The sequence below is a fragment of the Streptomyces sp. SS8 genome (assembly GCF_054072955.1).
Map to the genome: position 1 here is coordinate 102,747 of NZ_JBSVCZ010000006.1, position 22,750 is coordinate 125,496.

General features: G+C 74.0%; 20 protein-coding genes and 1 pseudogene. 15 read left to right on the top strand and 6 right to left on the bottom strand.

The window, feature by feature from the left end; all coding sequences use genetic code 11:
* The first annotated feature begins 117 nt into the window (after positions 1 to 117).
* The 11 genes and pseudogenes from ACW69E_RS08195 to ACW69E_RS08245 all read left to right on the top strand — a co-directional run bounded on the left by ACW69E_RS08195 (position 118) and on the right by ACW69E_RS08245 (position 10,051).
* The gene (locus ACW69E_RS08195) at positions 118 to 1,113 is read left to right on the top strand and encodes an ArsR/SmtB family transcription factor (RefSeq protein WP_457497511.1); all 996 of its coding nucleotides are present in this window, start codon (positions 118 to 120) and stop codon (positions 1,111 to 1,113) included.
* 193 nt (positions 1,114 to 1,306) lie between these two features.
* The gene (locus ACW69E_RS08200) at positions 1,307 to 2,146 is read left to right on the top strand and encodes a M23 family metallopeptidase (protein ID WP_457497512.1); all 840 of its coding nucleotides are present in this window, start codon (positions 1,307 to 1,309) and stop codon (positions 2,144 to 2,146) included.
* Between the two features lie 165 nt (positions 2,147 to 2,311).
* Positions 2,312 to 2,842, top strand: a complete 531-nt coding sequence (locus ACW69E_RS08205; RefSeq protein WP_457497513.1) for an NUDIX domain-containing protein — start codon at positions 2,312 to 2,314, stop codon at positions 2,840 to 2,842.
* A 343-nt stretch (positions 2,843 to 3,185) separates the two neighbouring features.
* Positions 3,186 to 3,902: pseudogene (locus ACW69E_RS08210) on the top strand (lytic polysaccharide monooxygenase auxiliary activity family 9 protein); the annotation flags it as partial.
* 519 nt (positions 3,903 to 4,421) lie between these two features.
* Complete coding sequence (locus tag ACW69E_RS08215) at positions 4,422 to 4,874, top strand: SH3 domain-containing protein (RefSeq protein WP_457497514.1); 453 nt, start codon at positions 4,422 to 4,424, stop codon at positions 4,872 to 4,874.
* Positions 4,875 to 5,007: 133 nt separating this feature from the next.
* Positions 5,008 to 5,475, top strand: coding sequence for a DUF3291 domain-containing protein (locus tag ACW69E_RS08220; protein WP_457497515.1), 468 nt, complete (start codon positions 5,008 to 5,010; stop codon positions 5,473 to 5,475).
* A gap of 134 nt (positions 5,476 to 5,609) precedes the next feature.
* Positions 5,610 to 6,539: an AurF N-oxygenase family protein gene (locus ACW69E_RS08225; protein ID WP_457497516.1), complete on the top strand. Its 930-nt coding sequence runs from the start codon at positions 5,610 to 5,612 to the stop codon at positions 6,537 to 6,539.
* 97 nt (positions 6,540 to 6,636) lie between these two features.
* Positions 6,637 to 7,359: a TetR/AcrR family transcriptional regulator gene (locus ACW69E_RS08230; protein WP_457497517.1), complete on the top strand. Its 723-nt coding sequence runs from the start codon at positions 6,637 to 6,639 to the stop codon at positions 7,357 to 7,359.
* A 10-nt stretch (positions 7,360 to 7,369) separates the two neighbouring features.
* Positions 7,370 to 7,666, top strand: a complete 297-nt coding sequence (locus ACW69E_RS08235; RefSeq protein WP_457497518.1) for a hypothetical protein — start codon at positions 7,370 to 7,372, stop codon at positions 7,664 to 7,666.
* A gap of 218 nt (positions 7,667 to 7,884) precedes the next feature.
* Complete coding sequence (locus ACW69E_RS08240) at positions 7,885 to 9,162, top strand: glycoside hydrolase family 64 protein (protein WP_457497519.1); 1,278 nt, start codon at positions 7,885 to 7,887, stop codon at positions 9,160 to 9,162.
* Between the two features lie 160 nt (positions 9,163 to 9,322).
* The gene (locus ACW69E_RS08245) at positions 9,323 to 10,051 is read left to right on the top strand and encodes a hypothetical protein (protein WP_457497520.1); all 729 of its coding nucleotides are present in this window, start codon (positions 9,323 to 9,325) and stop codon (positions 10,049 to 10,051) included.
* A gap of 61 nt (positions 10,052 to 10,112) precedes the next feature.
* Here ACW69E_RS08245 and ACW69E_RS08250 read toward each other — a convergent pair whose 3' ends face one another.
* The 5 genes from ACW69E_RS08250 to ACW69E_RS08270 all read right to left on the bottom strand — a co-directional run bounded on the left by ACW69E_RS08250 (position 10,113) and on the right by ACW69E_RS08270 (position 15,964).
* Positions 10,113 to 11,351 carry a styrene monooxygenase/indole monooxygenase family protein gene (locus ACW69E_RS08250; protein WP_457497521.1) on the bottom strand — a complete coding sequence of 413 codons (1,239 nt, stop codon included), beginning with the start codon at positions 11,349 to 11,351 and terminating at the stop codon, positions 10,113 to 10,115.
* 101 nt (positions 11,352 to 11,452) lie between these two features.
* Positions 11,453 to 12,070, bottom strand: a complete 618-nt coding sequence (locus ACW69E_RS08255) for a GTP-binding protein (protein ID WP_237883440.1) — start codon at positions 12,068 to 12,070, stop codon at positions 11,453 to 11,455.
* A gap of 104 nt (positions 12,071 to 12,174) precedes the next feature.
* Entirely contained in the window at positions 12,175 to 12,564 is a 390-nt protein-coding gene (locus tag ACW69E_RS08260) for a DUF742 domain-containing protein (RefSeq protein ID WP_457497522.1), read from the bottom strand.
* Positions 12,561 to 13,133: a roadblock/LC7 domain-containing protein gene (locus ACW69E_RS08265; protein WP_457497523.1), complete on the bottom strand. Its 573-nt coding sequence runs from the start codon at positions 13,131 to 13,133 to the stop codon at positions 12,561 to 12,563. The genes ACW69E_RS08260 and ACW69E_RS08265 overlap by 4 nt, the downstream gene beginning before the upstream one ends.
* The gene (locus ACW69E_RS08270) at positions 13,130 to 15,964 is read right to left on the bottom strand and encodes a nitrate- and nitrite sensing domain-containing protein (protein ID WP_457497524.1); all 2,835 of its coding nucleotides are present in this window, start codon (positions 15,962 to 15,964) and stop codon (positions 13,130 to 13,132) included. Before ACW69E_RS08270 ends, ACW69E_RS08265 begins: the two co-directional genes overlap by 4 nt.
* Before the next feature lie 428 nt (positions 15,965 to 16,392).
* Here ACW69E_RS08270 and ACW69E_RS08275 point away from each other — a divergent pair, with 428 nt between their 5' ends.
* On the top strand, positions 16,393 to 17,190 hold the full coding sequence (locus tag ACW69E_RS08275) for a hypothetical protein (RefSeq protein WP_457497525.1): 798 nt from the start codon (positions 16,393 to 16,395) through the stop codon (positions 17,188 to 17,190).
* Between the two features lie 80 nt (positions 17,191 to 17,270).
* On the opposite strand, the gene lon is transcribed toward ACW69E_RS08275, so the two are convergent.
* Positions 17,271 to 19,718 (bottom strand): endopeptidase La, encoded by a 2,448-nt coding sequence (lon, locus tag ACW69E_RS08280; RefSeq protein WP_457497526.1) that lies wholly within the window; start codon positions 19,716 to 19,718, stop codon positions 17,271 to 17,273.
* A 149-nt stretch (positions 19,719 to 19,867) separates the two neighbouring features.
* On the opposite strand from lon, the gene ACW69E_RS08285 reads away from it, so the two are divergent.
* From ACW69E_RS08285 to ACW69E_RS08295, 3 genes are read left to right on the top strand one after another with little or no spacing between them, the layout of a single operon-like run.
* A complete protein-coding gene (locus ACW69E_RS08285) occupies positions 19,868 to 20,641 on the top strand; it encodes a spermidine synthase (RefSeq protein ID WP_457497527.1) in 774 nt (257 codons plus the stop codon).
* 58 nt (positions 20,642 to 20,699) lie between these two features.
* On the top strand, positions 20,700 to 21,467 hold the full coding sequence (locus tag ACW69E_RS08290) for a response regulator transcription factor (RefSeq protein ID WP_457497528.1): 768 nt from the start codon (positions 20,700 to 20,702) through the stop codon (positions 21,465 to 21,467).
* Entirely contained in the window at positions 21,464 to 22,558 is a 1,095-nt protein-coding gene (locus ACW69E_RS08295) for a HAMP domain-containing sensor histidine kinase (protein ID WP_457497529.1), read from the top strand. Before ACW69E_RS08290 ends, ACW69E_RS08295 begins: the two co-directional genes overlap by 4 nt.
* The last annotated feature ends 192 nt before the right edge of the window (positions 22,559 to 22,750 follow it).

Below are 22,750 nucleotides of genomic sequence, written 5' to 3' on the forward strand. Positions count from 1 at the left end.
GATGCCATCCGCCTCGGACAGGTACGTGGTCGCGCGGGGCCGTTCAACCCGGTTCGGCGGTGGGAAGGTTCCCGCTGGAATCGGCCCGGCGGGGCCGCGGCCTCGATGGGATGTGCCATGTTGCATGTGCGCTTCGACAGCGGGGAGTTGGCCCGGTTGCGAGTGGCGCGGCGGACCGATCCGCTGTGGGAGGCCGTACTGAGCCTGCACCTGCTGCAGAACCGGCAGGCCGCGCTCGTCTTCGACCCCTGGCGGCAGGAGGTGCGCGCCGCGCTGGAGCGGCACCGGATGGTCCCGCTGGTCCGGGAGCTGATGCGGCTGTGCCCGCCGGCCCCGTACTTCCCCGACTTCCTCACCCCCGGCTGCGGCGAGGACGATCTGGACACGGCGCTGGAGCGGGTGCTGGCCACACCCCGGCGGCGGCTGGCCGAGGAGCTGGCGCGGGTGTACGTACGCGGTCCGGTGCCGCGGAGCGTGCGGTGGGTGGCCGAGGGCGGGGCGGAGGCGCTGCGCTGGCTGGGCGAGGCCCTGCGCCGCTACCACGACGTGGCGGTGGCCCCGTATCTGGCGGCCGTCCGGGCGCAGGCCGCGGCCGACCGCGGCCGCCGGGGCGAGGCCGCCCTGACCGGGGGCGCGGAGGCGCTGCTGGCGAGCTACGCCGCGCCCGAGGGGTGGGAGTACGGCGGGCACGCGCTGCGCGCCCCGTATCCGGTGGAGCGTGAACTGCCCCTGAAAGGAAGGGCGTTGACGTTGATGCCCGGCTTCTTCTGCGTCCGCACCCCACTGGTGCCGGCGGACGACTCGCTGCCGCCGGTCCTGGTTCACCCGCTCTCCCCCGCGCCCGGCTGGCTGACCCGGCTGCGGCGGGACGAGGCGGCGCCGCCGGTGGCGCAGCTGATCGGCGGTACGCGCTCGCGGGTGCTGGAGTTGCTGGAGGAGCCGGTGACGACCACCGGCCTGGCGGCGCGTACGGGCCTGGCGCCGTCGACGGTGAGCCACCATGTGGCGGTGCTGCGGGACGCGGGGCTGGTGGCCTCCCGGCGGGACGGGATGCGGGTGCTGCACCGCCGCACCCCGCTGGGCACGGCCCTGCTGGACGGCCGCCTCCTGTGAAGGGGACGCTCGGCGGCGGTCGCCGCGGAAGGCCGTAAGTCCTTGGCGCGCAAGGCATTCCAGCTGGTTCGAAAGGCTCCCGCCGCCCGTTGTGAGCCGGCGCCGGTCCGGCTAGGTTCCCACCGTCCCGCAGCCGGCGGCCGGCGCGTTCCGCGGGCTGCGCCCCCACCCTCACACCACGAGGAGCCACCGCATGTCTTCGCGATCCCTCACGCCCCCCGCCTCGCGGCGCCGGCCGCTCAGGCGGCTCCTGGCCTCGCTGGCCGGAATGCTGGCCGTACTGGCCGGAACGCTCACCGCGGCTCCGGCCGCCGCGGCGGCGGAGGCCGGCACCCTGGCCGCCCCCAACTTCAAGGCCCCCTACGCCTGCGGCCAGAGATGGACCTACAGCCACCACTCCGCGGAGGTGCGCCGCGCGCTGGACTTCGTCCGCGCCGACGGCGGCTCCACCGCGGGCGCCCCCGTCCTGGCCTCGGCGGCGGGCACGGCCACCCGGCACTACCAGGCGGGCGGCGCGGGCAACTACGTCGTCATCGACCACGGCGGCGGCTGGAAGACGTACTACTTCCACCTGGCGTCCTTCTCCGTGGCGAGCGGCGCCTGGGTCGGGCAGGGGCAGCAGATCGGCACCACCGGCAGCACCGGCAACTCCTCCGGCGCCCACATTCACTACGAGCAGCTCTACAACGGCGTCGGGCAGAACATCCGCATCAACGGCTCGGCCCTGGCCTATCCCGGCGGCTACCACCAGTACTACCTCACCAGCGACAACGGCTGCGGCGGCGGGAGCAGCTTCACGACCTGGGGCTCGGGCGTACGCGTGCGCGCCGACGCCTACCTCTCCTCGGCCGTGGTGACCACCCTGGCCGGTCCCACCCGGGTCACGGTCGTCTGCCAGAAGCAGGGCGACACCGTCAACGCCGAGGGTTACACCAACAACTGGTGGAGCAAGCTCCGCGACCAGGGCGGCTTCATCTCCAACATCTACATCGACCACCCCGACGCCAAGCTGCCGGGCGTGCCGAACTGCTGACGCGCGGCGCGGCGGAACGTGACCGGCACGAGGGGGCCCGGCCGTGCGGCCGGGCCCCCTCGGCTCCCCTCGCCTCGGCCGATCGGGTTGGATGAGCGGGTTGGACGAGGGAGCGCCGCCGAACCGTCGGCGGGCGGCCTTACACGGAAGAGGGGCAGTCAGCACATGGGATTCACGCCGGGCCGCCGCATCACCCACTGCCCGTACTGCGGGACGCGCTACGCGGACGGCGCCGGGTGGCCCAGGGACTGCGCGGGCTGCGGCGAGACGAGCTGGGCCAACCCCCTGCCCGTGGCGGTCGCGCTCCAGCCCGTCACCACCGCCGGGGGCGGTCGGGGGCTGGTGGTGGTGCGGCGGGACATCGAGCCCTTCCGCGGCGAACTGGCGCTGCCCGGCGGTTACATGGAGCTGGGCGAGAGCTGGCGGCAGGCCGCGGTGCGCGAGCTGTGGGAGGAGACCGGGCTCGAGGCCGCGGCGCGGGACGTGACCCTGGTCGACGTCCACAACGGGGGTACCAGCCTCCTGGTGTTCGGTCTGCTGCCCGAGCGGGACGCCGCCTCCCTCCCTCCGTCGGCGCCCACGGCCGAGGCGACGGAGTGGATGGTGCTGGAGGAGCCGGCCGAACTGGCCTTCCCGGCGCACACCGAGGTGATGCGCGCGTATCTGGCGGGGGAGGCCGCCGGGCCGGCCGTGTAGGGGCGGCGGACCGCCGGGGCCGGGGCACGCGCCGGCGCCGGGCACCGGCGTCACAGGGTCGTTTCGCGGTGGTTTCTCCCATGTTCCGGGGAACTTTCGAAGCCGTGTCGCGAGAAGACGTTTACGAGCGCTTCACGCGGCGATACCTTGAAGCAATGGGAGCGCTCCCAGGGGTAGTCGCCGGATGATCCCCACGCCCTTCAGGCCGACCGCCGCCGACGGGAGCGCCTCCGTGCATGGCCGCAGACCCGACGGCGGGTCGCCGCCGGCCCGGCCCGTTCTCCGCGGGCGGGCGCCGGCGGCCGCCCGCCGGCGCGGAAGACTCCGAAGGAGACCCCCCACCATGGCTGTTCAGCACACCGCCCGGCGCACGGCGTCGGCCCGCTCCCCCCGCTCCTTAGCCCTCCTCGGGGCCGCCCTGTTCGGCCTCGTCATGGCCTCCGCGCCCACCCCGGCGACGGCGCACGGCGCGACCATGATGCCGGGCTCGCGCACCTACCTGTGCTACCAGGACCTGGTCAGGAGCGGGCACCAGACGCCCGCCAACCCGGCCTGCGCGGCCGCGGTCCGGGAGGACGGGACCACCGGGCTGTACAACTGGTTCGCCGTGCTCGACTCCAACGGCGGCGGACGCACCACGGGCTACATCCCGGACGGCAAGCTGTGCAGCGGCGGCGACCGCGGGCCGTTCGACTTCTCCTCGTACAACGCCGCCCGCAGCGACTGGCCGAAGACGCACCTCACCTCCGGCGCCAGCGTCCGGATCAAGCACAGCAACTGGGCGCACCACCCGGGACGCTTCGACGTCTACATCACCAAGCAGGGCTGGTCCCCGAACAAGGCCCTGGCCTGGGGTGACCTGGAGAAGATCAACACCGTGACCAACCCGCCGCAGTCGGGCAGCGTCGGGTCCGAGAGCGGCCACTACTACTGGGACGTCCGGCTGCCGCAGCGTTCCGGCCAGCACCTCATGTACATCCACTGGACCCGTTCCGACAGCCAGGAGAACTTCTACTCCTGCTCCGACGTCGTCTTCGACGGCGGCAACGGCAACGTGACGTGGTGACCGGGAGGCGCTCCGCACCGGGGACGCGCTGACCGCACAGGGTCCCGCCGGGCTTCTCCGGCGGGACCCTTCCGCGTCCGTCCGCGCCTGCCCGCATCCGTCCACGCGTGTGCCCCGCCGGGGGAAACCGGCGGGGCACACGCATGGACGGGCCCCGCGGATTCGGCCGGTCCGGCGACCCGCGCCTCCGGACGGGCACCGGCCTCCCCCTCGCGGCGCGGCGGGTGCGTCCGGGTGACGGGGCGGGCCGCTGACCTGCGGGGAAGCACTGGCGTCTTCACCCGTGCGGGGCATCGGGACGAAAAGCGCCTCCGGGCGGCCACAAGGGCTCTGAGCTGGGACTTAGCCGATTCGGTCACCGACTGTGATGAATTGCGTGCTCATATGTGCCGATTTAACGTGAATTGCGCGTGGTAGTGATCGGCTCATCACGGGCCGTGACGCAGTCCATGTGTCCTTTCCCCGGGCCCGGTCCCCGCACCGGACCCTCCCCTCCCAGGAGGTTTCTCCACAATGGTCAAGTCGAAGCTCAGCAAGCTCGCCCTGGTCGCCGCCGGTGGCGCCGTCGCACTCGCCACCGCCGCCGGGCCGGCCTTCGCCGAGCCTCCCGCCCCCTCCGCCGACCTCGGCCGGCAGAGCGTCGAGGCCCCGCGCGCCGGTGCCGAGACGCGCAACCCGGAGATGGCGCCGGAGTCGATGGACGACAGGCACCACCACACCTACAAGGGCCGGGTCATCGCCCGCTCCGGCCTGAACGTCCGCAGCCACCCCAACACCCGCAGCCGGGTTCTGGCGACCCTGCCCTACGGCAAGATCATCCACATCGAGTGCAAGGTCAACAGCCAGAACATCGACGGCAACCCGCGCTGGTACAAGCTGGACCGCAAGCACCACCACCACGACGGCTGGGTCTCCGCCCGCTACGTGGAGAACATCGGCCCGGCCCCGAAGTTCTGCCACCGCTGACGGCCGCGGCCGAACCTTCGCACGCCCGTCCCCGTCGCCCACCCGGCGGCGGGGGCGGGCGCCGCCGTGCGCGGGCCGTCCGAAGGGCGGAAAACCCCGCACCGCCGGCGCGCCCGCCGCTAGCGTGCGGTCCATGACGACCGACTCCGCGCACCACCTCGCCCAGGTCAACATCGCCCGCCTCAGGGCTCCACTGGACTCTCCCCTGCTGCGGGACTTCACCGAGGCCCTCGACCCGGTCAACGCCACCGCCGACGGCGCCGACGGCTTCGTGTGGCGGCTGCAGAGCGATTCGGGCAACGCGACGGACGTGCCCGTGCTCGGGGACGACTGGCTGATCATCAACATGTCGGTTTGGCGGGACCTCCCCTCACTCAAGGCGTTCATGTACGCCGGCCGCCACCGGGAGCTGCTCAAGCGGCGCCACGAGTGGTTCGAGCGGGTCGGCGAGGCGATGGCCGCCCTGTGGTGGGTGGCGGACGGGCACCGGCCCACCGTGGCGGAGGCCGAGGAGCGCCTGCTGCACCTGCGGGAGCACGGGCCGACGCCGTACGCGTTCGACCTGCGCACGACCTTCGGTCCGCACGGCCGGGAGGACTGACTCCCGGCCGTGCCGGACGCTTCCGCGCGTCCGGCCGGTCGTGCGCGGGGGATTGACGGGCTTGCTGACGAGCGGTCTCATAAGAGGCGAGCCAGGTGTGACCGTCAGTAACCCGACAGTGAGGTGGCCGTGCGATGACGACCGCGACCGATGCCGGAGGGCTCCGGGACGCCCTCGGGCTGCTCAAGGACCGCGAACAGGTGGCCGAGCGCCTGCTCGAGTCGTCGGCCAGGCACTCCTTCGATCCCGACCGCGAGCTGGACTGGGACGCGCCCTTCGAGGAGGGCAAGTGGTTCTGGCCGCCGGAGCTGGTCTCCCTCTACGGCACCCCGCTGTGGAAGCGGATGTCCGAGGAGCAGCGGATGGACCTCGCCCGCCGCGAGGCCGCCTCGCTCGCCTCGCTCGGCGTCTGGTTCGAGATCATCCTCATCCAGCTGCTGGTGCGGCACATCTACGACAAGCCCATGGACAGCTCGCACGTGCGCTACGCCCTCACCGAGATCGAGGACGAGTGCCGGCACTCCAAGATGTTCACCCGCTTCATCTCCCGGGCGGGGGTGCGGCCGTACCCGGTCCCGCGGTTCCACCACAACCTGGCCCGGGTCCTCAAGACCGTTTCCACCACGCCCGGTTCGTTCACCGCGACCCTGCTGGGCGAGGAGGTCCTGGACTGGATGCAGCGGCTGACGTTCCCCGACGAGCGCGTCCAGCCGCTGGTGCGCGGCATCACCCGCATCCACGTCGTCGAGGAGGCCCGGCACGTGCGCTACGCACGCGAGGAGCTGCGCCGCCAGATGGTGAGCTGCCCGCGCTGGGAGGCGGAGCTGACCCGGATCAGCTCGGGGCAGGCGGCCCGGGTGATGTCCATATCCTTCGTCAACCCGCAGGTCTACACCGACGTCGGGCTCGACCGCCGCGAGGCCCTCGCCCAGGTGAGGGCGAGCGGCCACCGCCGCGAGGTGATGCAGACGGGCGCCGGGCGGCTGACGGAGTTCCTGGACGAGATCGGGGTGCTGCGCGGGGCCGGCCGCAGGCTGTGGCGGAGCTCCGGGCTGCTGGCATAGGACGGTGCCCGGGCAAGGCGGTACGGGGCGGCGCGGCGCGGGGGCGGCGGTACGGACGGACGGGACGGGGGTGCCCGGCGGCGGTTACGCTGCCCGCATGACCGCCCCGGCATACCGCAGGCTCACCGTGGAGGAGCGGCGCGACCAGCTCATCGGCGCCGCGCTGGTCCTCTTCGCGCACCGCGCCCCCGAGGACGTCTCGCTCGACGACGTCGCCGCGGCGGCCGGCGTCTCGCGCCCCCTGGTCTACCGCTACTTCCCCGGCGGCAAGCAGCAGTTGTACGAGGCCGCCCTCGGCAGCGCGGCCGAGGAGCTGCGCCGGTGCTTCGCCGAGCCGCAGAGCGGCCCGCTCAGCCGCAGGCTGTCACGGGCGCTGGACCGCTACCTCGCCTTCGTCGACGGGCACGACGCGGGGTTCGCCGCCCTGCTGAGGGGCGGCAGCGTCGCCGAGACGTCCCGGACGGACGCGATCGTGGACGGGGTGCGGCGAGCCGCGGCCGAGCAGATCCTGCTGCACCTGAGGGTGGAACCGGGTCTGGAGCCGGGCCCGCGGCTGCGGATGGCGGTCCGCACCTGGATCGCCGCGGTGGAGGCCGCCTCGCTGATCTGGCTCGACGAGGGCAAGCAGCCGCCGCTGCCCGAGCTGCGCGACTGGCTGGTGGACCACTTCCTCGCCCTGCTCGCCGCCACCGCCGCCGGCGATGCGCGGGCGGCGCGGATCGCCCGCGCCGCGCTGGCGCTGGAGCGGCCGGACGGGCCGGCGGGGCGGCTGGTCCGGCAGGTGGCCCCGGTGGTCGGCGACGCCCTCCACCTGCTGTGACACTGGAGCGGTGAGAAGCGAGGAGACGGCGTTCACCGGCGGGCCGATGGACGGGCGGGTGCTGCCCGTCCTGCTCGGCCCCACCGGTCGCCCGCCGAAGTACTACGAGATCCCCGTCCCCGATCCGGCGGGCGGCCGGCCCGTCGTCCACGTCTACCGCCTGGAGGCGGTGACCGGCGGCGGGAGGTGGTCGGTGCTGCCGCGCGGCTGGCGGTACGTGTACCAGCCGGAGGGCAGGCAGCGGCGCGCTCCGAGGTGGCCGTGGAGCCGGCCGGGCACAGGGGCCGGGGGAACCGGGGACCGCTGAGTACGGAGCGCGGAGCGGCGGCTCAACTCGCTCTGGAACTTCGGGAGTTGTAAGAGAACCTTAAATGAGAGCGCTCTCAGGCAAAAGTCTTGACCTTTGAACGGGCTCTCAGCACAGTGGCCTCGTCCGGCCTTCCCCGCCCCTTCGGGCCGCGGCCGGACGCACGGCTCTACATGTCGTGCCCATGCCAATACCACGTCCGTCAGGAGATCCCCACCGTGGTGTCACGCAGAAGGTTCCTCGGTCTGTCCGCCGCGGCCGTCTCGGCCCCCGTCATCGGATACGCCGCCACGTCCTCGGGCTTCGCCGCCGGCCCGCCCGCCGGTGCGGCCGCCGCCGTACCGACCGTGCGGTTCGCCAACGAGACCGGCCGGTCCACCGCGTTCGCCTACGTCCACGCCGACGTGCCCGGCGGCGGGCAGGGCTTCCTCAACCCCTCCACCGGCCGCCTGGACCCGATCCCCAACCCTGCCGAGCGAATGCACGACCTGAGCGGCTTCCTTCAATCACACCGGATCCCGTTCGACCGGGACATCCCCCTCAACGACCACCTCACCGGCGGCCGGGCGTACGTCTCGCTCGGGCAGAGCGTCTCCTTCTTCGCCAACCCCAACGCGGGCGGCGCCGCCGGCGCCCTCGTCCAGCCGTCGGCCGCCAACCCCTCCGACCCCTCGTACCGCACCGCCTGGGACTACTGTGAGTTCACCTACAACCCGAGCGGGATCTGGGGGAACATCACCTGCGTGGACGGCGTCGCCCTGCCCATCTCCCTGACCCTCACCCCCGGCAGCGGACAGGTGCAGCACGTCGGCGGCATGCCCGCCGGCGGGACGGCGGCGCTGGCCGAGCGGCTGCGCCGGGCCGGCGGCGACTGGGGGAGGTGCGCGCTGTACGACGGCGACCGCCTGGTGCGGGTCTCCAGCCCCGCCAAGCTCCCGGACCTGGGCACGGAGGTGTTCGCCGGGCACTACCGGTCCTACGTCGACCAGGTGTGGCACGCCTACCGTGCCGACGGCGGCCGGGACCTGCGGATCTCCCTGGGCGACGTCTGGCCGGGCAGGACCGTCACCGGCCGGACCCACGGCGACCGGTTGGTCTTCGAGGGCATCACGGATGGCTCCCCCGCCTCCTTCGCCAGGCCGGGGTCGGCCGGCACCACCGCCGAGGCCGACATCTTCGGCTGCGACGGCACCCTCCACGGGATCAACGCCACCCAGCAGGGACGCATCGCCGCCGTGCTGGGCGCCGCGCTGTGCCGCACCACGCTGCTGAGCAATCCCTCCCAGCCCGACGCGGTCTCCGCCGGGTTCTACACCCACGGTCCCCGGCACGAGTACGCGCGGGCCGTGCACGAGCTGGCGGCCGACGGCCGCGGTTACGCCTTCCCCTACGACGACGTCACGCCCACCGAGGAGAGCGATCTGGCGGGTGCGGTGATGTACACCGAGCGGCCCGGCGACTGGGCGCTGGCCATCACCGTCAAGCGGCCGGTCTGAGGCACCGGCCGGGCCACCGTGCTCCACGGATCCTTACGGCGTTTGCCGCAGCCGGGGCGCCGCTGCGGAGGCCGGCCCCGGCCGCGCGTGCCACGATCGCCGCAGGGCCTTCGCGGGAGCCCGCGAAGGCGGTGGCGGTGCGGAGCGCGGAGGTGAGCCGGTGGCGAGGGTGCGGGCCCGTCTGGTGCGGGCGGCTGTGGCGGTGGTGACGGGTGCCGCGATCGCCGCGGGTCCGGGGCCGTCCGCCGCGGCGGCCCCCTCCCCTCCCCCGGCCCCGGACGGGTACGGGGCCGGGGGGACCGGGGAGGCAGGCGGAGCGTTCGGGGACGCCCCGGCGGCCGGTGACGTGCCCGTCAGCGAACTGCTGACCCGGATGCGGGACCTGTACCGGCGGGCCGAGAGCGCCGGCCGGGAACACCGCGCCGTCGAGCGGGAGACGGCCGAGCGGCGCGGGAAGGTCGACCGGCTCCAGCGCGAACTGGCCGGCGTCCGCGTACGGCTGGCCGAGGCCCGCGACGAGGCCGGACGGCTGGCCCGGCAGCACTACCGGGGCTCCTCCGGGGTGCTTCCGCCCTCCCTGCGGCTGCTGTTCGGCCGTGACGAGCGGGAGGTGCGCACGGCGCTGGAGCACGGGCGGGCGGTGGAGCGGGTGCTGGGCGACCGGGCCGCCGACGCGGCCCGGTTGTCGGCCGAGGAGCGGCGGCTGGACCGGCTCGCGACCCGGGCGCGCGACGCCCTGGACCGGCAGCTCACTCTCGCCGCCGACAGCGGGCGGCGGCGGGAGGTGGCCGGGCGGCGGCTGGCGGAGGTGGAACGGGCGCTCGCCTCGCTCGACGACGGCGAACTGGCCGCGCTGCGCCACGCGGAGGCGGCGCGGCACGGCCGGTGAGGTGTGCACCGGCCGTGCCGCGTACGGCCGGCGGGGGCGCGCGGCCGGCGGTGGGCGCGGCTCAGTCCGAGGCCAGGCTCGCCAGGTACGCCTGTGCCTTCTCCGGGTCGAAGAACCAGTTCTCCAGGTCGGACGGGTCGCTGAAGGCGTTGGCGAAGCGGTCCGCCAGCTCCTGGTGCTCCATGCCCGCGCCGATCAGCTGCAGCACGTGCTCCGGCGGCGGTGCCAGCAGGCCGTTCGACCACTTGGTGACGTGCCGGGCCGTGTCCTCCCAGAAGCGCTCGAACGTGGCCTGCATCCACTCCTCGTCGAACGGCCTGTCCCCGCGCTCCAGGATGGAGGCCAGATAGGAGGCGGCGCACTTGGAGGCGGTGTTGGAACCCTGGCCGGTGATCGGGTCGTTGGCCACCACCACGTCCGCCACGCCCAGCACCGCGCCGCCCGAGGGAAGGCGGCCGACCGGCTTGCGGACGGTCGGCGCGTAGCGGCCGGCGAGCGTGCCGCCGGCGTCGGTCAGCTCGACCTTGCGGGCCCGGTCGTACTCCCACGGGGTGAAGCGCTTCATCAGCTCCAGCGTGAGGTCCAGGTGCTCGGCGGGGTCCTTGACGCCCTGGAAGACGTCCAGCGGGCCGCCGGGGATCCCCTCCCAGAACATGATGTCGCAGGCGCCGGAGACGGTGTAGCCGGGGATCATGAACAGCTCGCCGACGCCCGGCACCAGATTGAAGCGCACCGCCAGCATGTCGGGGTGCTCCGGGCGCCGCTCCAGTCCGTGCACGTAGGACACCGCCAGCGCGCGCTGCGGTTTGTCGTACGGCGAGCGCGAGGCGTCCCGCTCGAACATCGTCACCAGCTCGCCCTTGCCGGCCGCGACGAGCACCAGGTCGTAGGTGCGGGCGAAGAAGTCCAGGTCGGAGACGGCCGCGCCGTGGATGACGAGCTGGCCGCCGCGCTGGGCGAAGGTCTCCAGCCAGCCGGCCATCTTCACGCGCTGGTCGATCGACTGGGCGTGGCCGTCCAGGTGGCCCACCCAGTCGATGACACGGGATCCCTCGGGGCCGACGACCGAGACGCCCAGGCCCTCGGTGCGCGGGCTCTGGTCCTCCCAGAAGTTGATCTCCAGGTCGCGCTCGTGCTGGAGGGCCTGGTCGAACATGCACTGGGTGGACATGACCCGGCCGCCGCGGATCTCGTCCGCCGTGCGGTTCGACATCACGGTGACCTCGTAGCCGTGCGACTGGAGGCCGAGCGCGAGCTGAAGACCGGACTGGCCGGCTCCGACGATGAGTATCTTCCGCATGGCGGTTCTCCCCTGGGGTGCCTGGGTGATGGGGTGCCTGGGTGTGGGGGTTCGTGGAGCGCCGGCGCGTGGAGCGCCGGCGCGGGACCGGGGGCCGCCGGTCAGGCGGGGGTGAGGTTGAGCGCGTGGCCGACGAGCGCCGTCAGCGAGTCGACGACCGTGTCCCGCTTGCGCGCGTCCATGATGACGACGGGCACGCGGTCGGGGACGGACAGCGCCTCGCGCACGTCCTCGGCCTCGTAGTACTCCGTGCCCTCGAAGTGGTTGACGGCGACGACGTAGGGCAGGGCGCAGCTCTCGAAGTAGTCGAGCGCCGGGAAGCAGTCCTCCAGCCGCCGGGTGTCGGCCATCACCACCGCGCCGATCGCGCCGCGCGCCAGGTCGTCCCACATGAACCAGAAGCGCCGCTGCCCGGGGGTGCCGAACAGGTACAGCACCAGGTCGGCGTCGAGGGTGACGCGGCCGAAGTCCATGGCGACCGTGGTCGTGGTCTTCTCGGGAGTGGCGGTGAGGTCGTCGGTGTCCTCGCTGGCCTGGGTCATCACCGCCTCGGTGGTCAGCGGTTCGATCTCGGAGACCGAGCCGACGAAGGTCGTCTTGCCCACGCCGAAGCCTCCCGCCACCACGATCTTGACGGAGATCGGGGCGCGTCCGCGCTCCTCCTGCCAGGGCTGGAGCTTCTCGGCGCTCTGTGCCGGGTCGTTCACGGCGTCCACCACGGGTCTTTCTCGGGGTCTGCTTCGGATCTGCGTCGGGTCTGCTTCGGGTCTGCGTCGGTGTCTGTGCCCGGCCTCACGCGCCGGACGGGGTACGGGAGGGCCCGTCAGAGCCTGCGGAGTCCGACCAGCACCCTCTCCAGCAGTGCGCGGTCGGGCCGGTCGTTGTCGTAGCCGGTGCCGTAGACCCGGATGCGCCCCTGGTCGGCGAGGTCGCTGAGCAGCACGCGCACCACGCCCAGCGGCATCCGCAGGCGGGCGGCGATCTCGGCGACCGAGCGCATCCGGCGGCACAGCTCGACGATGGCCCGCATCTCGGGCATCACGCGGTCGCGCAGGCCCCCCGAGGTCAGCTCCAGGCGTGCCTCGGGGGCCTCGATGGCGGCGACGAGGGTCTCCACCAGCAGGACGTGCCCGAAGCGGGTACGGCCGCCGGTCAGGGAGTAGGGGCGCACGCGCGCGGGTTTGCGTAGGGGCAGCGGGCTGTGGGAGGTCACTGGTCCAGCTCCATCGACGTGCGCAGTTCGGTGCGGAGTTCGGGGGTGAGGACGTGTCCGGCCCGGCCGACGAAGAGGGCCATGTGGTAGGCGACGACGCTCATGTCGCAGTCGGGGGCGGCGTGGACGCCGAGCAGCGAACCGTCGCTGATCGACATCACGAACAGGCTGCCCTCGTCCATCGCGACCATGGTCTGCTTGACGGTCCCGGCGTCCATCAGCTTGGAGGCGCCCCGGGTGAGGGAGCCGAGGCCGGAGACGATGGTGGCCAGGTCCGCGCCGGAGCCCCTGGGACCGCGCTCCGGCCGTCCTCCCGGCTCCCGGCGCGGGGCGGCGCCGTCCGTACGCTCCCCGGCGCCGTCCTCCTCGCGGTCCGGTCCGCCGCCGGGACCGGCGGCCCCGGTGGTCCCGGCGGTTCTGCCCGGTTCGGAGGAGAGCAGGAGCAGGCCGTCGGAGGACACCACGGCGACGGAGCGTACGCCGGGGACCTCGTCGACCAGGTTGGACAGCAGCCAGCGCAGGTTGCGTGCCTGCCTGCTGGGCGTGTGTGCGGTGGTGGGCGCGTTCACTTGCGTGCCTCCTCGACAGTGCCACCCGTGTCCGTCGCCTCCGCGCGGTCGTCCGCCGGGCCCTCGCTGCGGCCGGCTGCGACCTGCTCGGCTGCGATCTGCGCCTCCGCGTCGCGCTGGCCGTCCCTGGCGCCCTGCTGGAAGCCGCCGAGCCGTCTGCGCAGCTCCTCGGCCTTCAGTCCGCCCGTACGGGGCCGGGGTACGTCGACTCCGGTCTCCACGGTCCGCGGTGTGCGCTTGGGGAGCCCCTTGGCGGTGACGGTCCGCGGGGCGGGCGAGGTCCCGTCCTCCACGGCGGAGGCGGGGGCGGGTTCGGGGGCCGTTTCCGGAACCGTTTCCGGAGCCGCCGCCGGCGCCTCGTCCCGGGTCCGGCTGTGCTCGCGGGAGTCCTCGGGCTCGGCGTGGTGCGGGCCCGCGGCCCGGACCAGGGCGTCGCGCGCGGGGTCGGCCGCGGCCTCGCCGGCCTCCGCGGGGGCGGCGGCGCGGGCGGCCGGGGGAGGCACGGTGTCCTCGGTGATCCGGGGGATCGGCGCGGTCTCGGTGACATCGGCGGCGGCGCCCTCGCCACCCGCTCCGGTGTCCGGCGCGTCCGTGTCCGCCGCCACCGCCGGGCGTGCCCGGTCCGGGCTGGACGGCAGTGCGTTGCCGTTGGCCTCGGCCACCGTGCCCGGCAGGGGCTGCGCCGTGCCCGCGGTGGCGGTCCTGGCCCCCGCGAGGGCCCCTGGCACCGGGCGGTCGGGCAGCAGGGCGCGCGGCAGGACGGCGACCGCGGCGATGCCGCCCTGCTGCTGCTCGCGCAGCTGCACCCGTACGCCGTGCCGCGCGGCGAGCCGGGCCACCACGTACAGACCCATGCCCAGCACGTCACCGTCCTCGGGGGCGGCGAAGGCTCCGTCGGCGAGCTTGGCGTTCAGCTCGGCGAGCCGCTCGGGGGAGGAGCCGATGCCCTCGTCCTGGACGGAGAGCATGATCTCGCCGTTCTCCAGCATCCAGCCCGACAGCCGTACCTCGGCCTCCGGCGGCGAGAAGGCGGTGGCGTTGTCCACCAGTTCGGCGATCAGGTGGCTGATGTCGTCGGCGGCGGATCCGGAGACCTGGGCGTGCGGCGGCAGCGTGGCGATCTCCACCCGCTCGTAGCGCTCGATCTCGCTGATCGCGGCGCGCAGCACGTCCAGCAGCGGCACCGGCTCCAGATGGCCGGTGGTGTGCTCGGAGCCCGCCAGGAGGAGCAGGTTCTCGCTGTGGCGGCGCATCCGGGTGGCGAGGTGGTCGAGCTTGAACAGGGCGGCGAGCCGCTCCGGTTCCTTCTCCTCGTGCTCCATGGACTCGATCAGGGCCAGCTGCCGCTCCACCAGTCCCAGGGTCCGCAGTCCGAGGTGGACGAACGTGCCGTTGGAGGCGCCCTGGCGGCGCTCGGGCTCCTCGCCCCCGGCGGACTCGGCGGCCCCGCCGGCGGCCCTGGCGGACCCGTGCTCGCGCAGCAGCTTCTCGTGCTCGGCGGTCAGGGCGGTCAACCGCTCGCGCGCGGCCTCGAGTTCGGCGGCGAGCGGGGCGGTGCCGGTCTCGCGCGCGGGATCGGCGGGCCGTGTGGAGCCGGCCTCCCCGGAGCCGGCCGCGGCCTCGGCCCGGACGGCGCGCTCGTGCAGCTCGGCGGCGGTGGCCCGCAGGCGGTTGACGGCGCGTACGACGTCGGCGAACTCGTCGTTGCGGCCGGTGTACACCACCGGCTCCTCGCCCACCGGGTCGGCGGCCACCCGCTCGCCGCCGCGCCGCAGGACGGCCAGCGGCCGGGCCATCGAACGGGCGGTCTGCACGCTGATGCCGACGGCGAGCAGCAGACAGATCCCCAGCAGGGCGGCGCGCAGCTCCAGTGCCGTGACGTCGTCGTCGCGCAGCCCCTCCAGCCTCTTCACCTCGGTGGCCGCCAGCGAGGACTCCATGCTGCGCATGCGGTCCACCCGGGCGGTCAGCGCGGACACCACGCGGTCGGGGTCCAGGGAGCGGTCCTGGTGGTCCAGCCGCGGCTGGTCGGTGAGGCGGGCCAGGTAGCGCTCGGCCAGCGTCACGTCGGTGCCGGTGACGGTCCTGGCATACGCGTCGCGGTCGCCGGCCAGCGCGGTCTGGTCGAAGTCGGCGAGAGCGGCCTGCTCGCGCAGGTGCGCCTGCTGGGCGGCGGCGGTCAGACGCGGCTGCTCGCCCTCGCCCGCGAGCGCGGCCATCAGCAGACCCCGGGCGGCGGAGGCCTGTTCGACGGCGCGCCCGAGGTCGGGGAGCGCGTCGGCCGTCGCGTTCTCGGCGCGTGCGGGCAGGGCGCGGGTGGTGGCCGCGGTGATGCCGCCGAGGGACTGGATGAGCTGGGTGTACGCCTCGTACGTCTCGACGGCGCCGCCCGCACCGGCCACGGCCCGCTGACGGGTGTCGGGGAAGGCGTCGAGCAGCCTGCGTATGTCGGCGGGGGCGTCGGCGCTCAGCTCCCGGATGGCGCGGTCCACCCGGGCGCGCTCCCGCTCGGAGAGCCCCTCGCCGTCCTTGGTGGTGCGGCCCGCGGCGATGTGGCGGACGACGGCGTCGCGCTCGTCGGCCAGGGCGTGGGAGAGCGAGACCGCGCGGCGGCCCAGGTCGGCGCGGTCGACCAGCCGCTGGGCGTCGGTCAGATCGCGCGAGGCCGTGGCCACCGAGGGCGCGCCCGCGGCGAGTACGGCGGCGGCGCACAGCACGACGGAGGCGAGGAGTCTGTTGCGCACCCGCGCCCTGCGCCCGGTGGGGGGCGGTGCGGAGGCTGTGCCGTCCTGGCGGTCCTGCCGGCTGCTCCGGTGTCGCTTCTTCCCCACCCGTGCTCGCAATCTCGTTCCGCCGTCCCGGACCAGTCCGGGACGCGACAGTCCAATGTGTGCGGCAGGGGACCGTATCCCGTCCGATCACGGCTGCCCGCGGCGGCCGACGTTTCCATCGCCGCGGCGGACACGGAGGCGGTCCCCCTGCCGGGCCACTCGAAGGAGTGAACATCACGGGGGAGTTGCCGAACAACTCCGATGCCGCGAACGGTTCGGCCACACACCGGTCAGGGGTTGGAAATCCGCCCGGCCTTTTGGCAATATTCGCGCCCGCCGTTTCGCGGAAACTCCGATTCCGGCAGAACTCCGGCGAAGAACCCGCAGGTCGTGACAGTGGTTCAGACCTGTTTTCGGCCCATCGTCCATCCCTGTCGGCGGCACCCGGCCCGCGCCCCCTTCCGGCCCCCTCCGGCACACTGGCGCGCATGCGGATCGAGATGGCGAGCGAGCCCGGCAGCCCCCAGGTCCCCAACGAGGACTACGCGTCGGTAGCCCTACCTGCGGCGGGAAGGGGCGGGGCGCTGGTGGTGCTGGACGGCGTGACCCCGCCCCCGGAGGACACCGGGTGCGCGCACGACGTGCCGTGGTACGTGGCCCGGCTGGGCGGGACACTGCTCGAACTGTCCGGTTCGCGACGGGATATGACGCTCAGGGAGTGCCTGGCCTCCGCCATCGGCCGGACCGCCTCCGCCCACGGGTCGGGGTGTGACCTTTCTCACTCCCGAACTCCGCAGGCAACGGTGGTGCTGGCCCGCTGGGACGACTCGGCCGTCGAGCATCTGGTGCTCTCCGACTCGGCGCTGCTGGTGGAGGGCGCGGACGGGGCGGTGACGCCCGTTCTCGACCCCCGGCTGGACGGGCTGCGGCCCGCCGCGCGGGCGCTGCCCCCGGCCGAGCGGGCCGCGTATCTGGAGTCCCTGCGCAACGCCGAGGGCGGTTTCTTCACCGCGGCGGCCGATCCGTCGGTGGCCGGACGCGCGGTGGTGGGTTCGGCACCCCGCGAACGGGTTCGCGCGCTGGCCGCGTTGAGCGACGGCGTCACGCGCTGGACGGACACCTTCCGCCTGGGCGACTGGACCGAGCTGATGGCGGTGCTCCGCAAGGAGGGGCCCCGGTCGCTGATCGGGCGGGTGCGCACCGCCGAGTCGGCCGACCGCGCCGGCACGGCCTTCCCGCGCGGCAAGACGCACGACGACGCCACGGCCGTGCTGGTGGAGTTCTAGCCGGCTCCCCGGCGTCACCGTCCCCACCGGCCGGTGACGCCCGGAAGCCGTTTCACCGGCGGGCGGACGAACCCGCCCGCTCAGACCGCGACCGGCAGGTCCGCCCCGGCGGGGGCCAGGGCCAGTTCCAGCACCCGGCGGATGTCCGAGACCGGGTGGACCTCCAGCTTGCGCAGCACCTCCTCGGGCACGTCGTCCAGGTCCGGCTCGTTCCGCTCGGGGATGACCACCGTGGTGATCCCGGCGCGGTGGGCGGCCAGCAGCTTCTGCTTCACCCCGCCGACCGGCAGGACGCGGCCGGTCAGCGACACCTCACCGGTCATCGCCACCTCCGGGCGGACCCGGCGGCCCGACAGCAGCGAGGCCAGCGCGGTCGTCATGGTGACGCCCGCGCTCGGCCCGTCCTTGGGCACCGCGCCCGCCGGGACGTGGAGGTGGACGCCGCGGTCCTTCAGACCGCCCACTGGCAACTCCAGTTCCGCGCCTCGCGAGCGCAGGTAGGACAGGGCGATGTGCGCGGACTCCTTCATCACCTCGCCCAGCTGCCCGGTCAGCGTCAGACCGGAGCCGCCCGTCTCCGGGTCGGCCAGCGACGCCTCGACGTAGAGGACGTCCCCGCCCGCGCCGGTGACGGCCAGTCCGGTGGCCACTCCGGGGACGGCGGTGCGCCGCCCGGCCGGGTCCTGGGCGGACTCCGGGATGTGGTGGGGGCGGCCGATCAGGGCGCGCAGGTCGTCCGCGCCGACGGTGAACGGCAGTTCGCGCTCCCCCAGTTCGTGCTGGGCCGCGATCTTGCGCAGCAGCCGCGCCACGGACCGCTCCAGGTCGCGCACCCCCGCCTCGCGGGTGTACTCGCCGGCCAGCCTGCGCAGCGCGTCCTCCTCCAGCGCCACCTCGCCGTCCTCCAGCCCGGCGCGCTCGCGCTGGCGGGGCACCAGGTGGTCGCGGGCGATGACGACCTTCTCGTCCTCGGTGTAGCCGTCCAGCCGCACCAGCTCCATGCGGTCCAGCAGGGGCTGGGGGATGGACTCCAGGACGTTTGCGGTGGCCAGGAACACCACGTCGGACAGGTCGAGTTCGACCTCCAGGTAGTGGTCGCGGAAGGTGTGGTTCTGCGCGGGGTCCAGCACCTCCAGCAGGGCGGCGGCCGGGTCGCCGCGGAAGTCGCTGCCGACCTTGTCGATCTCGTCGAGCAGCACGACCGGGTTCATCGAGCCGGCCTCCTTGACGGCCCGCACGATCCGGCCCGGCATCGCGCCGACGTAGGTGCGGCGGTGGCCGCGGATCTCGGCCTCGTCGCGCACCCCGCCGAGCGCGACGCGGACGAACTTCCGCCCCATCGCCCGGGCCACGGACTCTCCCAGGGAGGTCTTGCCGACTCCGGGCGGCCCGACCAGGGCCAGCACCGCGCCGCCCCGGCGTCCCCCCACCACGCCCATGCCCCGTTCGGCCCGGCGCTTGCGGACGGCCAGGTACTCGGTGATGCGCTCCTTGACGTCCTCCAGGCCGGCGTGGTCGGCGTCCAGGACGGCGCGGGCGCCGGCGATGTCGTAGGCGTCCTCGGTCCGCTCGTTCCACGGCATCTCCAGGACGGTGTCCAGCCAGGTGCGGATCCAGCCGCTCTCGGGACTCTGCTCGGGGACGCGCTCCAGGCGGTCGGCCTCCTTCAGGGCGGCCTCGCGGACCTTCGGCGGCAGGTCGGCGGCCTCCACCCGGGCGCGGTGGTCGTCACCCTCGCCCTCCGCCTGTCCGCTCAGCCCGGCCAGCTCCTTGCGGACGGCCTCCAGCTGGCGGCGGAGCAGGAACTCGCGCTGCTGTCTGTCCACGCCCTCCTGGACGTCCTTGGCGATGGCCTCGGCGACGTCCTGCTCGGCTAGGTGGTCGCGCAGCCAGGTGACGGCCAGCCTCAGCCGCTCCACCGGGTCGGTGGTCTCCAGCAGCCTGACCCGCTGCCCGGAGCCGAGGAAGGGGCTGTAGCCGGAGTTGTCGGCGAGCTGCCCGGGGTCGTCGATCTGCTGGACGCGGTCCACGACCTGCCAGGCGCCGCGCCTGCGCAGCCAGCTGGTGGCCAGCGCCTTGTACTCCCTGACGAGTTCGGCGACGGCGCCGGGCAGCGGATCGGGGACGCTCTCCTCGATCTCGGTGCCCTCCACCCACAGGGCGGCGCCCGGCCCGGTGGTGCCCGCGCCGATCCGCACCCGGCTCACACCCCGGAGCAGGGCACCGGGGTCGCCGTCGGCCAGCCGGCCGACCTGCTCCACGCGGCCGAGCACCCCGATGCCCGCGTAGGAGCCGTCGATGCGCGGCACGAGCAGCACCCGGGGCTTCTCCCCCTTGCCGTCCTTGCCGCCGGGGCCGCCGGGGCCGCCGGAACCGGGCGCGCCGTCCTCGGCGGCGGACTGGGCGGCCTCCACCGCGGCCCGCACCTCGGCGTCGGACAGGTCCAGCGGCACCACCATCCCGGGCAGCACCACCTCGTCGTCGAGCGGCAGCACGGGCAGGGTGAGCGTTGCGGGCGACAGAGCCATGATCTCTCCCTCGGCAGACAAGTTGAGCTGAGGTGACTCAACACCTGTTCAATGCCCGGGAGGCGCGCCGTGTTCCCCGTCACGTGTTCGCTGCGAGCGATCACCGCGCCCACCGGCCCCTCCGCCGCGCTCCGCCCGCCACCGGCAGGATGGTCGGCATGACGGCCGACACGCAGAACCCGCACCCCCCGTACCTCCCGTACGAGGCGGCGGCCGGCCGCGGGGCCGGCGCCCCCCTCGTCCTGGACCGCCGCGACGGCCCCCACGGCGAGGTGGTGCTGCGGCGGCACGGCGAGCTGCTGCAGATCATCGCCAACGGCTGCTTCCTGATGGACACCTCCGACGGCCGCTCCGAGCGCCTGCTGGTGCGGACCGCGCTCGAGGAGCTGGACGCCGGCGGCGGCCGGCCCTCCCCGGCCGTGCTGATCGGCGGGCTGGGCGTCGGCTTCTCGCTGGCCGAGGCGGCGGCCGAGCCGCGCTGGGGGCGGATCACGGTGGTCGAGCGGGAGGAGGCGGTGATCGACTGGCACCGCGACGGCCCGCTCGGCGAGATCTCCCGCGGCGCGCTGGCCGATCCCCGGGTGCGGATCGTCCGCGACGACCTCCTGGCGCACCTGACCGGCGGCGGCCCCGGGAGCGGCCCCGACGGCGGTGAACCGTACGACGCGCTGTGCCTGGACGTCGACAACGGTCCCGACTGGACGGTCACCGAGGACAACGGCTCGCTCTACACGCCCGCCGGGCTCGCCGCCTGCGCGCGGCGGCTCGCCCCGGGCGGGGTGCTGGCCGTGTGGTCCGCGCAGCCGTCCCGGGCGTTCGGCGAAGCGCTCCGGAATGCCGGGTTCACGCGGGTGCGCACCGAAGAGGTGCCCGTCGCCCGAGGCGTCCCGGACGTGGTGCACCTCGCCACCCGACCGGCGTAGCGCAGCGCACACGCGCCCTTTACGCTCTAGCGAGAAACCGAGCGGTAGGGCGAGACGTATGGACCACAGGAACACCACGCAGTCCCACGGCGGCACCGCCGCCGCGGCGGCCACCCCGGGCGCCCAGCGCCGGATCCTGGTCGTGGAGGACGACCCGACCATCACCGAGGCGGTCGCCGCCCGGCTGCGCGCCGAGGGCTTCCAGGTCCGCACCGCCGGGGACGGCCCGGCGGCGGTGGAGGCGGCCGAGGCGTGGCAGCCCGACCTGCTGGTGCTGGACGTGATGCTGCCGGGCTTCGACGGCCTGGAGGTCTGCCGCCGGGTGCAGGCGCAGCGGCCGGTCCCGGTGCTGATGCTCACCGCCCGGGACGACGAGACCGACATGCTGGTCGGCCTGGGCGTCGGTGCGGACGACTACATGACCAAGCCCTTCTCCATGCGGGAGCTGGTCGCGCGCGCCCACGTCCTGCTGCGCCGCGTGGAACGGGCCACGATCGCCGCGTCCTCCCCCCGCTCGGGCACGCTGCGGCTGGGCGAGCTGGAGATCGACAACGCCCAGCGCCGGGTGCGGGTGTCCGGCCGGGACGTCCACCTCACCCCGACCGAGTTCGACCTGCTGGTCTGCCTGGCCAACTCCCCCCGCGCGGTGCTCTCGCGCGAACAGCTCCTGGCCGAGGTGTGGGACTGGGCGGACGCCTCGGGCACGCGCACGGTCGACAGCCACATCAAGGCGCTGCGCCGGAAGATCGGCGCGGAGCGGATACGCACCGTCCACGGCGTCGGCTACGCGCTGGAGGCTCCCGCCCCGGCCCCCGACTGGACATGAGCGCGGCGGGCGCGGGCCGCCGCCGGCGCTCCCTGTGGAACCGGTTCTGGGAGGGCGTGCGCCCCGTGGACCCGTTCCGCTCCGTGAAGGCCGCGCTGGGCGCGCTGGTGATCGTCACGGTGGCCATCACCACCTTGCTGACCATCGTCGCGGTCCACTCGGCCATCGAGCTGCGGGTGATCGCCCTGCTCGCGGTGATCGCCTCGCTGGTGGTCACCCAGTTCGTGGCGCACGGGCTGGCCGCGCCGCTGGACGAGATGACGGACGCCGCCCGCTGGATGGCGCGCGGCGACTACAGCCGGCGGGTCCGTGTCGACCGCCGCGACGAGCTGGGCGAGCTGGCCGGCACCTTCAACAGCATGGCCGCCGACCTGGAGGCCGCCGACCGGCACCGCAAGGAGCTGGTGGCCAACGTCTCGCACGAGCTGCGCACCCCGATCGCGGCGCTGCGCGCGGTGCTGGAGAACGTGGTGGACGGGGTATCCGAGGCCGATCCGGCGACGATGGACATCGCGCTGCGGCAGACCGAGCGCCTGGGCCGCCTGGTGGAGCACCTGCTGGATCTGTCCAGGCTCGACAACGGCGTGGTGCCGCTGCACTCGCGCCGCTTCGAGGTGTGGCCCTATCTGGCGGGCGTGCTCAAGGAGGCCAACATGACCAAGGGTCAGGGGCACTCCCGCACCGATGTCCACCTCCATCTGGAGGTGACCCCCTCGGACATGGTCGCGTACGCCGACACCGAGCGGCTGCACCAGGTGGTCGCCAACCTGATCGACAACGCCGTCAAGCACAGTCCGCCCCACGGCCGGGTGACGGTGCGGGCACGTCCGGGCCGGGCGCCGCTGAGCCTGGAGCTGGAGGTGCTGGACGAGGGCCCGGGCATCCCGGAGGCGGACCGCGCCAGGGTCTTCGAGCGCTTCGGCCGCTCCGCGCCGGCCGAGGGCAAGGACGGCGGCACGGGGCTGGGGCTGGCCATCGCGCGCTGGGCGGTGGATCTGCACGGAGGACGGATCGGGGTGGCCGAATCCCCGCGCGGCTGCCGGATCCTCGTCACCCTTCCCGGCGATACGTCCAAACTGGAGTTGACGTAGGCTCGAAGCAGCCGCGAGGTGAGGGAGCGAGGCAGGGGCCACTCCCTGGGGCGCGCCTTCCCTGAAGCAGTCGAACCATGTTCGTTTCCCGCCAAAGAAAGCGCCGAAACGCGCCTGTGGATGTGACTTAGGCGACGCAAACACCATGCCGACTGCACCGAACGGCGCAGGGAGCGTAGCCTTTATTTCTGC

Excerpts from the sequence above, each read along its gene's own strand:
- ACW69E_RS08220 (WP_457497515.1), top strand. The coding sequence starts at position 5,008 with ATGACGACCGACTCCGCGCACCACCTCGCCCAGGTCAACATCGCCCGC.
- lon (WP_457497526.1), bottom strand. The coding sequence starts at position 19,718 with ATGGCTCTGTCGCCCGCAACGCTCACCCTGCCCGTGCTGCCGCTCGAC.
- ACW69E_RS08295 (WP_457497529.1), top strand. The coding sequence starts at position 21,464 with ATGAGCGCGGCGGGCGCGGGCCGCCGCCGGCGCTCCCTGTGGAACCGG.
- ACW69E_RS08230 (WP_457497517.1), top strand. The coding sequence starts at position 6,637 with ATGACCGCCCCGGCATACCGCAGGCTCACCGTGGAGGAGCGGCGCGAC.
- ACW69E_RS08250 (WP_457497521.1), bottom strand. The coding sequence starts at position 11,351 with ATGCGGAAGATACTCATCGTCGGAGCCGGCCAGTCCGGTCTTCAGCTC.
- ACW69E_RS08215 (WP_457497514.1), top strand. The coding sequence starts at position 4,422 with ATGGTCAAGTCGAAGCTCAGCAAGCTCGCCCTGGTCGCCGCCGGTGGC.
- ACW69E_RS08205 (WP_457497513.1), top strand. The coding sequence starts at position 2,312 with ATGGGATTCACGCCGGGCCGCCGCATCACCCACTGCCCGTACTGCGGG.
- ACW69E_RS08285 (WP_457497527.1), top strand. The coding sequence starts at position 19,868 with ATGGTCGGCATGACGGCCGACACGCAGAACCCGCACCCCCCGTACCTC.
- ACW69E_RS08225 (WP_457497516.1), top strand. The coding sequence starts at position 5,610 with ATGACGACCGCGACCGATGCCGGAGGGCTCCGGGACGCCCTCGGGCTG.
- ACW69E_RS08275 (WP_457497525.1), top strand. The coding sequence starts at position 16,393 with ATGCGGATCGAGATGGCGAGCGAGCCCGGCAGCCCCCAGGTCCCCAAC.
- ACW69E_RS08200 (WP_457497512.1), top strand. The coding sequence starts at position 1,307 with ATGTCTTCGCGATCCCTCACGCCCCCCGCCTCGCGGCGCCGGCCGCTC.
- ACW69E_RS08195 (WP_457497511.1), top strand. The coding sequence starts at position 118 with ATGTTGCATGTGCGCTTCGACAGCGGGGAGTTGGCCCGGTTGCGAGTG.
- ACW69E_RS08290 (WP_457497528.1), top strand. The coding sequence starts at position 20,700 with ATGGACCACAGGAACACCACGCAGTCCCACGGCGGCACCGCCGCCGCG.